The following is a 12,088-nucleotide window of genomic DNA, read 5'->3' as shown; positions in this document are numbered from 1 at the left end:
GATACCATCCGACGATGAGCAACGAAGCCCGAACCCGGCATCGTCGCGTGCGCCGCGCTCTCGTCGGCGTCGGAACCGTCCTCGCACTGACGGCGGTGTCCGTCGCCACCGCCGCGCCCGCGCAGGCGGCCGTCTCGGAGCTGGCCAACTATCCCGGTTACGGCGTCGTCGTCGCGTGCAAGACCCTCGAATACGGCGGGTACGGCCCCGTCTGGCGCATCCAGCTGGTGGCGGCGAGCAACGTCGGCAAGGTGGTCAGCGGCAAGGTCGTCGTCACCCGCGCCGGCGCCTACATCGGTGAGACGTCCACCTCCGGCCGAAACGGTCGTTGGGGGGTGTCCTACGTCTATGCGTCGGCGTACTTCAGCGACAGCTACCGGGCAACAACCGGGTTCGGCGAACTCGACGGGCGCGGCGCGGGTGGTACGTCGGACCTGCGCCCCGTGACCGCCATCGCGAACTGCTGAGGCCGGTCGCCCGGTCGCGACGCCGCGCGACAACCGGTGGGAGGGCCACCGCCGCAGGTGGCCGCCGGCCGGCGCCCGGCCGCGCTGGTAACCTCGGTGCCGTCACCGACCCCCTGCGGGAGAGTGTCCGGCCGCACCGAACCAGGTCACCGCGCGCGCCGGGCCGCCGAAGGAGCAAGCCTCCCCGCCAATCTCTCAGGCCACCGAACCGCCGGGGCGAGACACCTCTGGAACCGGGCGTACCACTTGCCGGGCGACTGAGGGGGAGGCGGATTCTCGGCCCTACGGGAAGGTGACCCTCATGACCACTGTTTCGACCCCTCCGTCAAGCGCGATGACCGGGACCAGCGCGACGTTCGCCGACCGGCACATCGGTCCGGACGCCGACGGCCTGCGGCGGATGCTGGAGCTGCTCGACCAGGCCGACCTCGATGCACTCGAGGCCGCGGCCGTGCCGGCGACCATCCGGGACGGCCGGGGACTCGATCTGCCGGCCCCGGCGTCGGAGGCGCAGACCCTGGTCGAGCTCCGCGCGCTGGCCGAGAAGAACCGCCCGATGGTGCAGATGATCGGGTTGGGCTACCACGACACGGTCACCCCCGGGGTGATCAAGCGCAACGTGCTGGAGAACCCGGCCTGGTACACCGCCTATACGCCCTACCAGCCGGAGATCTCGCAGGGCCGGCTGGAGGCGCTGCTGAACTTCCAGACCGCCGTTGCCGACCTGACCGGCCTGGACATCGCCAACGCCTCGATGCTCGACGAGGGCACCGCGGCGGCCGAGGCGATGACTCTCATCCGGCGCACCGCCAGGTCCAAGTCCAACCGGTTCGTGGTGGACGCCGACACCTTGCCGCAAACGATCGCCGTCATCCGGACCCGGGCCGAACCGATCGGCATCGAGGTGGTCGTCGCCGACCTGAGTGATGGCGTGCCGGACCTCCCCGTCGGCGACTTCTTCGGGCTGCTGCTGTCCTACCCCGGCGCGTCCGGGGCGATCCGGGACCACCGGGAGCTGATCGCGTCGGCTCACGAGCGGGAGGCCAAGGTCGTCGTCGCGACCGACCTGCTCGCGCTGACCCTGCTGACCCCGCCCGGCGAGATCGGCGCGGACGTCGCCGTCGGCTCGGCGCAACGGTTCGGCGTGCCGCTGGGCTTCGGCGGTCCGCACGCCGGGTTCATCGCCGTCCGGGCCGACGTGCAACGGCAGTTGCCCGGCCGGTTGGTCGGGGTCTCGCACGATTCGCACGGCACGACCGCGTTCCGGCTCGCGTTGCAGACCCGGGAGCAGCACATCCGCCGGGAGAAGGCGACCAGCAACATCTGCACCGCGCAGGTCCTGCTCGCCGTGATGGCGTCGATGTACGCGGTCTACCACGGGCCGGACGGGTTGCGCCGGATCGCCGGGCGGATCCACACCGACGCCGTGCTGCTCGCTGCGGCGCTGCGGGACGGCGGGCTGACCGTCGAGCACGAGCACTTCTTCGACACCGTCCGGGTCGCCGTGCCCGGCCGGGCCGCCGCGGTGCTGGCCGCGGCGCGCGAGCGGGGCATCAACCTGTGGGCCGACGGCGACGATGCGGTGCAGATCAGCGTGGGGGAGTCGACCACGCCGGAGCACCTGTCCGCGGTGCTCGCCGCCTTCGGCGCCGCGGCGGACCTGGGGGAGCCGGCCACAATCCTGCCCGGCTGGGCGACTCGCACCACGGACTACCTGACCCACCCGGTCTTCCACGCCCACCGCAGCGAGACGGCGATGCTCCGCTACCTGCGCAGGCTCTCGGACATGGACCTGGCGCTGGACCGGTCGATGATCCCGCTCGGCTCCTGCACGATGAAGCTCAACGCCACCACCGAGATGGAGGCGGTCACCTGGCCGGAGTTCGCCGGCATCCACCCGTTCGCGCCGGCTCAGGACGCCGCCGGCTACCTCGAACTGATCGAGCAGCTGTCGGCGTGGCTGTGCGAGATCACCGGGTACGCCGCCGTCTCCCTGCAGCCCAATGCCGGGTCGCAGGGCGAGCTCGCCGGATTGCTGGCTATCCGCGCCTACCACCGGGCCAACGGTGACGACGCTCGCACCGTCTGCCTGATCCCGGCGTCGGCGCACGGCACCAACGCGGCCAGCGCGGTGATGGCCGGCATGCGCGTGGTCGTCGTGGGGACGTCGACAACTGGTGACATTGATATGGCCGACCTGCGCGCCAAGATCGACAAGCACGCCGCCGAGCTGGCCGCGATCATGGTCACCTACCCGTCCACGCACGGCGTGTACGAGGACACCATCACCGAGCTCGCGGACCTGGTACACGCCGCCGGTGGGCAGGTCTACGTCGACGGCGCCAACCTGAACGCGCTGGTCGGGGTGGCCCGGCCGGGTGCGTTCGGCGGCGACGTCTCGCACCTGAACCTGCACAAGACCTTCTGCATCCCGCACGGCGGCGGCGGGCCGGGCGTCGGACCGGTCGCGGTCGCCGCGCACCTGGCGCCGTACCTGCCCAACCACCCGCTGGCCCCGGCGGCCGGGCCGGCCACCGGTGTCGGGGCGATCGCCGCCGCGCCGTTCGGGTCCGCGTCGATCCTGCCGATCAGCTGGGCCTTTGTGCGGATGATGGGGGGCGCCGGGTTGCGCCGGGCCACCTTGACCGCGGTGGCCGCGGCCAACTACATCGCCCGGCGGCTGGACGAGCACTACCCGGTGCTGTACACCGGCGCCGGCGGATTCGTCGCCCACGAGTGCATCCTGGACCTCCGGCCGATCACCTCCGGCGTCGGTGTGACCGTCGACGACGTGGCGAAAAGGCTGGCGGACTACGGTTTCCACGCGCCGACCATGTCATTCCCGGTGGCCGGCACGCTGATGGTGGAGCCGACGGAGAGCGAGGACCTGGCCGAGATCGACCGGTTCTGCGACGCGATGATCGCCATCAAGGGCGAGATCGACCGGGTCGGTGCCGGCGAATGGCCGGTGACCGACAACCCGCTGCGCGGGGCCCCGCACACCGCGGCGGAACTCGTGGGGGAGTGGCAGCACCCGTACTCCCGCGCCGAGGCGGTCTTCCCGGCCGGGGTGTCGCCGGCGCACAAGTACTTCCCGCCGGTCGGCCGGATCGACGGTGCCTTCGGGGACCGCAACCTCGTCTGTTCGTGCCCGTCGCCGGAGGCCTACGCCTGAGCCGGGGCCGACCTGACCCGGCCCGCCCGTGGACCATCGGTTCGACCGTCTGTCCTCGCTCCGCTGCCGTTCGACGGCCGAATTGTCACGGCGAGGTTACGGTTGAGTGATGGACCGGCGCCTGGTCGGTGTTGCCCTGGTCGTCGTCGCCCTCGCGGCGGTGATGGTCGCCCCCGTGCTGTCCGGAATCAGGTCGATCGGCACGGCGGTGCCGATCGCCCTGCCGTCCCCGCCGGCGGTCGGCGACTGCGTCGCCCGGTTGCCGGCCGACGTCACCAACTCGGGGCAGGCGCCGCCGCAGCTGTCGATGGATCGGGTGCTGCTCGGCCCGTGCCAGGGCCTGATCGCCGGTGAGGTGGTCGCGTACTGGCCGGACGAGGCCGCCCTGGTCGACGCGCCGCGATCGCGCCGGGCCGGCCCCTGCTACTCCCCGCTGGCCCAGTTTGCCGGGCTCACCTTGGACGCCAGGTCCACCGGTGCGGCCGAACCCTGGCTGGTGGAACCGGTGTCGTGGCGGCCCACCCTGGCCTACCAGTCCTTCCTGATCGCGCCGACCGACCTCGAACGCCGCGCCGGCCGCGCCTGGTCGGCGTGCGTGATCGCCCCGGCCGGCGGGCAGCCGTACCGGGGCAGCCTGGCCGGCTCGTTCGGCATCGGCACGCTTCCGGTGGGCTTCGGCTCGTGCTGGACCTCCGACCCGTCGGGACAGCTCGCCGGCCCGGCGGAGTGCGCGCGGCCGCACACCGCGCAGCTCCTGGCGACGGGCTGGACCGGACCCTACGGGTCGAGCCCGGACGCCGAGGTCGTTTCCTCCTGCCAGCGGGTGGCCGCGCGGGTGATGGAGACCGCCGACCCGGCCCGCGGCGGGCAGCTGACCTTCGTCGCCGACCGGATGGGCGTGGTCGCCGCGCAGTGGAGTGGAAATCCCTCCACACTCGGCTGTTTCGTGACGTCGGCGGACCGGCGGCCGCTGATCGGACTGGTCACCGGCATCCGTGACGGACCCCTGCCGTTCGCGTCGTGACCGCCGACCGGGGCTCCTCGGCCCGCCGCCTGCTCGGCATCGGACTGGTGCTTCTGGTCGCCCTGGGGCTGCCCGCGGCCGCCCGGTGGAACGGGCTGCATATCGCCGGGTCGGCGGTGGTCGCCCGGACCGTCGGCGTGCCGGGTGTCGGGGACTGCGTGGCGGCGCTGGACGGACCCACCCCACCTCTGATGCCCCTGGTGTTCGGCATCAGCGCGGCCGTCGTCGACGAGGGGGCGGTGGTCTTCTCGACCTGTGTCGGCGCGCACGTCGGTGAAGTGGTGGCCTTCCGCCGGGATCTCTCCGGCCCGGATGCCGGCGCCCGGGCGAGCGCGGCCGGTCAGTGGTGCACCGACGTCGCTGCGACCTACCGGGAGCACCTGCGGTGGCAGGTCGCCGCGGTCGCGGCCGGTGTGTGGTCACCCGCGATCGTGCAGCGGTTCGTGGCCGTGCCGAGCGCGCCGGGCCCGGACGGGTGGTCCGTCTGTGCGGTCCTGGCGCCCGGCCTGGAGCGATACCAGGGGTCGTACCAGCGGTCGATGGCGGATTCCGCCGCTCCGACACCCTTCGGTTCCTGCCGATCCGGACAGCGGCCGGACCGGCGGGTTTCCTGCGGCGCGGCCCATGGCGAGCAGGTCTTCGGCACCCTGCTGGCGGGGGCGACGCCGACCCTGGACAGTTGCCGGGCCCTGGTGGGCCGGCTGACGTCGATGACCGACCCCACCGGCGGCGGGCGGCTCGAGGTGGGCCTGGCCGACCCCGAGTCTGCGGCGACCTGCCGGGTGCGCGTGGTCGGATCACAACGGCTGACCGGAACGCTGCTCGGCCTGGGCGACGGGCCGCTGCCGCTGGTCGCAGGGTAGGGCGTAGCGGTCGTCGGTCCGTCGCCCGGATCCGCGCCCCCCCGGACCCGTCGACTCGCGCCGCGCCCCCCCCGGACCCGTCGACTCGCGCCGCGCCCCCCCGGACCCGTCGACTCGCGCCGCGCCCCCCCGGACCCGTCGACTCGCGCCGCGCCCCCCCGGACCCGTCGACTCGCGCCGCGCCCCCTCGGACCCGTCGACTCGCGCCGCGCCCCCCCGGACCCGTCGACTCGCGCCGCCCCCTCGGACCCGTCGACTCGCGCCGCCCCCTCGGACCCGTCGACTCGCGCCGCGCCCCTCGGACCCGTCGACTCGCCACATACGCAGGTTCAGAATCGATTCAGAAAGTGCATATGTGGCGAGTCGAGGCGCGGGGCGGGGCGGGCACCTGGGGCGGGGCGGGGCGGGACAGGCACGCGGCCCGGCGTCGGGCCGGTTGCCGCCGATGGCGTCAGCCCGAGGGCGTGGGACCCGCCGGCGCGCTCGGCAGGCCGGCCGACGCGTCGGGTCCGGCGGTGGCACCCGGGGACGTGGCAGCGGGCGCGCCGCTGGGGCTGCCGATGGCGGTGGCCAGGGCGGTCGCCACCGCGGGTCCGGCATCGGCGAGCTGGACGCCGGTGCCTGCGCCGACCTGCAGCCCGTGGTCGGTGAAGGCCGCTGTTCCGGACGATCCGCGCAGGTAGGCGAGGAAGGTGCTGGCCGCGTCGTCCATGGTCGGATCGACCCAGCTGGCGGTGATGGGCACGCCGAAGATCTGGTCGCCGGCGGCGTTGCCGCCAACGGTGACCGTGGCCAATCCCTGATGCTGGCCCTGGACCTGGGCGAAGTCGGCGGCGACGACCGGAACCGCAGCAAACCCCGCACCGCCGACCGCCAGTTGGTCCAACGCGTCGAAGGTGGTGGTCGGCGGGACCGCCGGTCCGCCGGCGGCGACCGCGGCCAGCGAACCCGCGTTTGCGGCGACGGCCGCCGGGTCGGCCGGCGCTCCGGTGAGCCCGGCGACGACGGACTGCAGGGCGTAGCTGGTGGCCCGGTTCATCGTCGGGTCCGGCAACGCCACGATCATTTTGCTGCCGTCGGGAAGAGTGATCGACCCGGTGGGCCCGGCCGCGGTCGGCAGATCCCGCCACTGCAGGTTCGCCGCGGCGACCGCGTTCGCGTTGGCCGAACTCATGGCCAGCACGACCGGCGAGACGGCCATCGGAGCGGGGTTCCGACCCGCGGTCATCGCCGAATTGGTCGACTCCAGACTCGCCAGGTCGGCCGCACTGTCCGGGAACCACATTGCGGGGGGTTGGCTCGGCTCGCCGACCCACCCTCCGGCCAGCGCAGTCGCCGCGTCCGGTCCGGGCACCGTCGTCACATCGGTGGTGACGCAGGCCGACCGCGCCACCGGGCCGGTCGCGTCGAATGCCGCCGCGGCCGCCTCGATCGACGGTGCTGCGGCGGGGGCGGCGACCACTTGCAGGACCACCTGGCTCGAACAGGTCGCCTGCTCGTCGTCCTGGGTGATCAGCACGAAAGCGGTCACCGCTCCGATGACCACTACGGCGGCGACAGCGGTCACGATGATCCACGGAGCGACCCGTCGGCCGCCGGTGCCCGATCCGTGGCGTGACGTCATGAAGCCTCCTGGTCGCCGGGTGCGCGCCGACGAACACGTCGGCGGGGCCGTCGGCTCCCCGCTGACCGGACGACGGGCGCGGACCGCCACTGTAACCAAGAGCCACCGCGGGGCCTGCTCCGAACGGGTCGACGCACCCGACCTGAGCTGGCCAGTGGGGTCGGCCCGGGGTGGTCCCCTTCCGGGGTCACGACTCCGGGTGAACCCCTATTTCCGTGCCCGCACGGTCCGGGGGCCGCCCGAAATGATCCCCGGGTTGATCGCGGCGGGTGGAACCTCGGCGGCCGACCTGGAACGATGAGAATCACCGCGGACGTGCGGGGGCGCGGGAGCGTGCAACTGGCGAGAGGACATCATCATGGCGAATCCGTTCACCAAGGCGTGGAAGTACCTGATGGCGCTGTTCTCGTCCAAGGTCGACGAATATGCCGATCCCAAGGTGCAGATCCAGCAGGCCATCGAGGACGCCCAGCGCCAGCACGCCGCGCTGTCCCAGCAGGCGGCGGCGGTGATCGGGAACCAGCGGCAGCTGGAGATGAAACTGACCCGGCAGATGGGTGACGTCGAGCGAATGTCGTCGTCGGCCCGGCAGGCGCTGGTCCTGGCGGACGAGCAGCGGGCAAAGGGCAACGCGGCGGAGGCCGACAAGTACGAGCAGACCGCCCAGGCGTTCGCGACCCAGCTGGTGGCCGCCGAACAGCAGATGGAGGACCTGAAGAAGATGCACGATCAGGCCCTCCAGGCGGCGCAGCAGGCGAAGAAGGCGGTGGAGAACAACGCCATGCAGCTGCAGTCCAAGCTGGCCGAGCGCACGAAGCTGCTCTCCCAGCTGGAGCAAGCCAAGATGCAGGAGCAGGTCTCGGCCTCCCTGCAGTCGATGTCGGCGCTGCAGGCGCCGGGCAACACCCCGTCGCTGGACGAGGTTCGCGACAAGATCGAACGCCGTTACGCGAATGCTCTCGGGGCGGCGGAGCTGCACTCCGACTCGGTCGAAGGCCGGATGCTCGAGGTGCAGAAGTCGACGCTCGACATGGCCGGCGCGGCCCGGCTCGATCAGCTGCGGGCGCAGATGCATCCCGAGCTGGCGGCCCAGCAGCCCCGATCCATCGATGCCGCCACCGGGACGACCGCCACCCCGGCCGCGCCGGCCGCGCAGCCGGCGGCGCTGCCCAACCAGCAGACCTGATCACGGCCATTCCCATGCGCAAGACCGCCATGGAGGTGTGGAACGCGGGCGCCGTCGTCGGACCGGGCCTCGACCTGGCCGCCCAGGTCGGGGCCACCGCCGCCGAGGCGGTGCGCTCGCGCCGCGAGCCGGCGCAAGTGGCGCGGCGTCGGCAGCGCGCCGCCCGACGACGGCTGCGGGCCTGGTCGGCCGGCACCGTGGTCACGGTCGCCGGCGGGGCCGGGGTGGTCGCGGTCGGCGGACTGTCCGCTCCGGTCATCGTGGCGTTGGTCTTCCTGTCGCTGGTGCTGACCCTGTGCGTCGTGCGGGGGATCCCGGTCGGCCGGCGACCTGCGCAACCGGAACCGGGTGGTCAACGCGCTGCCGCCGCCCTCGCCGCGACGGACGGCCGTGGTCGGCGAGCTGCGGGCGCCGATGACGCGCCTCGACGGCTACTCAGACGGGCTGCGGCGGCTGGTCGGGATGATCGGCCTGATCGAGGACGGCACGGTGCGGTCCGTTCGCGACGAGGTGATCGCCGCGGCCGACGCCACCGAACTGCGGCTGCGCGATCGGGCCGCCGAGGCGTCCACGCTGATCCGCGCCCGCCGACGGGCCGCCGCCGATGTCGGCGGCCAGTTGGACGGCACCATCGCGGCGATGCGCCGGGAGATCGATGACGGGGTGGCCGGGTACGGCGCTCTGGTGGTCGCAGCCAACGAAGCCGTGCACGCCACCAGGAGTCTGGCCCAGGGTGCCCCGGGGCAGACCCGGCCGCCGGCGATCGCGCCGGTCGCCCCCGAGACTGCCGCGCCCCCCGCGGTGCCGACCTGGGGAGCACCGGAACTGGCCGAGCGGATCGATCAGCTCCACGCGCTCGCGGCCGGGATGCGCGAACTCACCCGCTGACGGCGGATCCGGCGCCGGCCCGGAGTGCGGGCCACAACACGTCGAACAGGCGGTCCCCCAGGTCCGCGGCATCCGGGTCCAGGCTGAGCCCTCGGGCCGGCATCAGGGCCGGTCCGATCAGGGCCAGGGCGGCGACCTCGATGTCCAGGTCGGCCCGGAGTTCGCCGCGGTCCACGCCCTCCTGCAGCACGCTGTGCAGCCAGCGGCGTCGGGGCATGATCACCCGGTCGAAGTACTCGGCGTACAGGTCGGGCTGGCTCTCGCTGTACGCCAGCATGCGGGGCGTAATGCGGCCGAGCAGGCTGTCATTGTCGCGGGTGGTCAGATGGTGCAGCACGGCCCGGATCCGGTCGGCCGCCGCGACGGGTAACTGTGCCTTGGCCGCCATGAGCTCGTCGTTGATCGTCGCCAACGCGTCGATGACCAGTTCCTTCTTGCCCGGCCACCGCCGGTAGATGGTGGTCTTGCCGACGCCGGCGCGGGCGGCCACGGCCTCGATGGTCAGGGCGTGGAATCCGTCCTCGGCGAAGATCTGCAGGGCCGAGTCGGTGATGGCCCGATCGGTCCGTCGCTCGCGTGGGCGGCCCGGCCGGCGAGCCGGAATGCACCTAGGGTCGACGACGTCGGCCGCCGGGTCCGGGTCGCCCGCCGGGTTCGCCTCGCCGGGCACGTCGGCGGTCGGGTCCGCTTCATCAGCCTCCGGGTCCACGTCGGCGGTCGGGTCCGCTTCGTCAGCGTCCGCGTCCGCGATGGCCACCGGGTCCGCGTCGGCCACCGGGTCCGCGTCGGCCGTCGGGCCGTCGGCGGCCGGCGGCCCGACCGCGGGCCCCGCGCCCGGCCCGGGACGTGTGGCGCCCCGGGCCGATGCGCCGGAAACGGCCAGCGTCACCGATCTGGACCGATCTCATCCGGGTCGGGCCGGGCGTGCCGACCGCCGCGGGCCGTGCCGACCGCCGACCGGGGGTCGTCGTCGATCGCGGCGTGCCGTCCACCGGCCAGGTGCTGTGGCCTCGGCTGAGCGAGGGCGGGCACCGGGACCAGGTCTGCGGTGGTGCCGTCCGCCGGACCGGCCTGGTCGCCGTCGGCGGACCTGTCACCGACGGCCGGAGTGCCGGTCGGGCCGGCGGGATCGGCTCCGCCGGTGCCCGACCAGGCCGCGGCCTGCGCCTTGCTCGGAAGCCAGATCGCCACGATCAGCATCGCCAGGACCAGCAGGCCGACCGCGAAGGCGGTGGCCGTATGCAGTGCGGGCATGAACGAGTCGGTCGCTGCCTGCCGGAGCAGGTCGACGGCCTGCGCCGGCGCCTGGCCGGATGCGCTCAGCCGATCGGCGACCTCGTTGGTGCCGCCGATCGACTCGGTGGCCGCCGCGAATGCCTCCGGCGGCAGGCCCTTTCCCTCCAGCAGCGGCGTGATGTTGTTGCTGTAGACGGTGGTGACGATCGACGACAGGATCGCCACACCGAACACGGCGCCCACCTGACGGACGGTGTTCTGCACTGCCGATCCGGAACCCGATCGTTCCGGCGGCGTGGCCAGGGTCATCCGGGTGGTGGACGGGGCGATGGTGTTGCCCAGGCCGAAACCGAAGACCACGCCCAGCACGATCAGCATCCAGACCGGGGTCTCGGGAGTGACCAGGCTGAAGAAGACCATGCCGGTGGCGGCGAACGCCAGGCCGACCGGGATGACGACGCGCGCGCCGAAACGCTTGACCATCCCGGCGCTGCGCGGCGCGCCGAGCAACTGGCCAACCGCGAACGGCAGGACCAGCAGTCCGGCCTGCAGCGGAGTCCAGCCGCGGACGATCTGGTAGTAGAACGTGAGGAACAGCAGCGTGCCCTGCATCGCGGCGAAGGCCAGGGTGACCCCGGTCAACGGGACCGAGAACGACCGGATCTTGAACAGCGACAGGTCGATCGACGGGTGGGTGCTGCGGTACTCGTAGACCCCGAACCCGGTCAGCACGACGATCCCGAGCACGATGAAACCCCAGGTCGACGGAGCGCCCCAGCCGACCTCGGAGGCATTCTGGATGCCGTAGACGACGGTGAACAGACCGAAGACCGACAGCAGCAGACCGATCGGGTCCAGGCGCCCGGGTCGCGGGTTCTTCGTCTCCGGGACCAGGAAGAAAATCCCGATCAGGCCGACGATCACGATCGGCACGTTGATGAAGAAGACCGAGCCCCAGTCGTTGCCGGTCAGCCAGCTGAACCAATTCGGATGCTCGAGCAGCAGGCCGCCCAGCACCGGACCGATCGCGACCGCGCCGCCGACCGCGGCCGACCAGATACCGATCGCCCGGCCTCGCTCCTGCGGCGGGAAGATCACCGTGACGATCGACAACGACACCGGCATCACGGAGGCGCCGCCGACGCCCATCAGCGCGCGGTAGGCGATCAGCTCACCCGGGCTGTCCGCGAACGCGCACAACGCCGAGGCGACGCCGAAGAGCACCAGGCCGATCATCAGGATCCGCTTGCGGCCGAAGCGGTCACCGAGCACGCCCCAGGTGAACAGCAGGGCGGCGAAGGCCAGTGAGTAGGCGTTGATCGCCCAGACCAACTCGTTCTGCGTCGCATTCAGATCGATCTGGATCGTCTTGAGTGCGACGTTGAGGATGGTGTTGTCCAGGATGACCACGAGCAGGCCGACGACCAGGACGGACAGTGCCTTCCAGCGCTGCGGGTACAGGCCCCCCGGGCCGGGGCTGGTGGGGGAGTTGATGTGGGCGCCGGTGGGCGAACCGCCCGGGCCGGTGGCAGGTGAATCGGACATGGCGATGACTTTCGACGATGACGTCAGGACTGGTGCGGGATGGGCCGGACCGGGCCCGTGGTGGGGACTGATAGGCGGTG

The 12,088-nt window shown here is 72.7% G+C and carries 9 protein-coding genes and 1 riboswitch; of the genes, 6 read left to right on the top strand and 3 right to left on the bottom strand.

Annotation, left to right across the window (positions count from 1 at the left end):
• The first annotated feature begins 14 nt into the window (after nucleotides 1-14).
• The 4 genes from ACILSK_RS07580 to ACILSK_RS07565 all read left to right on the top strand — a co-directional run bounded on the left by ACILSK_RS07580 (nucleotide 15) and on the right by ACILSK_RS07565 (nucleotide 5,529).
• On the top strand, nucleotides 15-467 hold the full coding sequence (locus ACILSK_RS07580) for a hypothetical protein (RefSeq protein ID WP_395726536.1): 453 nt from the start codon (nucleotides 15-17) through the stop codon (nucleotides 465-467).
• A gap of 106 nt (nucleotides 468-573) precedes the next feature.
• Nucleotides 574-688: riboswitch (glycine riboswitch) on the top strand.
• A gap of 80 nt (nucleotides 689-768) precedes the next feature.
• Nucleotides 769-3,642, top strand: a complete 2,874-nt coding sequence (gene gcvP, locus ACILSK_RS07575) for an aminomethyl-transferring glycine dehydrogenase (RefSeq protein ID WP_395726535.1) — start codon at nucleotides 769-771, stop codon at nucleotides 3,640-3,642.
• A 109-nt stretch (nucleotides 3,643-3,751) separates the two neighbouring features.
• Complete coding sequence (locus ACILSK_RS07570) at nucleotides 3,752-4,666, top strand: hypothetical protein (protein WP_395726534.1); 915 nt, start codon at nucleotides 3,752-3,754, stop codon at nucleotides 4,664-4,666.
• Nucleotides 4,663-5,529 (top strand): hypothetical protein, encoded by an 867-nt coding sequence (locus ACILSK_RS07565; protein WP_395726533.1) that lies wholly within the window; start codon nucleotides 4,663-4,665, stop codon nucleotides 5,527-5,529. The genes ACILSK_RS07570 and ACILSK_RS07565 overlap by 4 nt, the downstream gene beginning before the upstream one ends.
• A gap of 451 nt (nucleotides 5,530-5,980) precedes the next feature.
• On the opposite strand, the gene ACILSK_RS07560 is transcribed toward ACILSK_RS07565, so the two are convergent.
• The gene (locus ACILSK_RS07560; RefSeq protein ID WP_395726532.1) at nucleotides 5,981-7,153 is read right to left on the bottom strand and encodes a hypothetical protein; all 1,173 of its coding nucleotides are present in this window, start codon (nucleotides 7,151-7,153) and stop codon (nucleotides 5,981-5,983) included.
• 358 nt (nucleotides 7,154-7,511) lie between these two features.
• Between ACILSK_RS07560 and ACILSK_RS07555 the strand changes: the two genes are divergently transcribed.
• Nucleotides 7,512-8,339, top strand: coding sequence for a PspA/IM30 family protein (locus tag ACILSK_RS07555; protein WP_395726531.1), 828 nt, complete (start codon nucleotides 7,512-7,514; stop codon nucleotides 8,337-8,339).
• A gap of 348 nt (nucleotides 8,340-8,687) precedes the next feature.
• Nucleotides 8,688-9,227, top strand: a complete 540-nt coding sequence (locus tag ACILSK_RS07550) for a hypothetical protein (protein WP_395726530.1) — start codon at nucleotides 8,688-8,690, stop codon at nucleotides 9,225-9,227.
• On the opposite strand, the gene ACILSK_RS07545 is transcribed toward ACILSK_RS07550, so the two are convergent.
• Both ACILSK_RS07545 and ACILSK_RS07540 read right to left on the bottom strand, forming a co-directional pair.
• The gene (locus ACILSK_RS07545) at nucleotides 9,217-10,116 is read right to left on the bottom strand and encodes a TetR/AcrR family transcriptional regulator (protein ID WP_395726529.1); all 900 of its coding nucleotides are present in this window, start codon (nucleotides 10,114-10,116) and stop codon (nucleotides 9,217-9,219) included. The two genes, ACILSK_RS07550 and ACILSK_RS07545, sit on opposite strands and share 11 nt — an antisense overlap.
• A complete protein-coding gene (locus ACILSK_RS07540) occupies nucleotides 10,113-12,008 on the bottom strand; it encodes an MFS transporter (protein WP_395726528.1) in 1,896 nt (631 codons plus the stop codon). The genes ACILSK_RS07545 and ACILSK_RS07540 overlap by 4 nt, the downstream gene beginning before the upstream one ends.
• Between the last annotated feature and the right edge of the window lie 80 nt (nucleotides 12,009-12,088).

The sequence above is a fragment of the Nakamurella sp. genome, assembly GCF_044224575.1.
Classification (GTDB): domain Bacteria; phylum Actinomycetota; class Actinomycetes; order Mycobacteriales; family Nakamurellaceae; genus Nakamurella.
The sequence above is the reverse complement of the archived record's forward strand: the minus strand, read 5'-3'. Positions and strand labels throughout refer to the sequence as shown.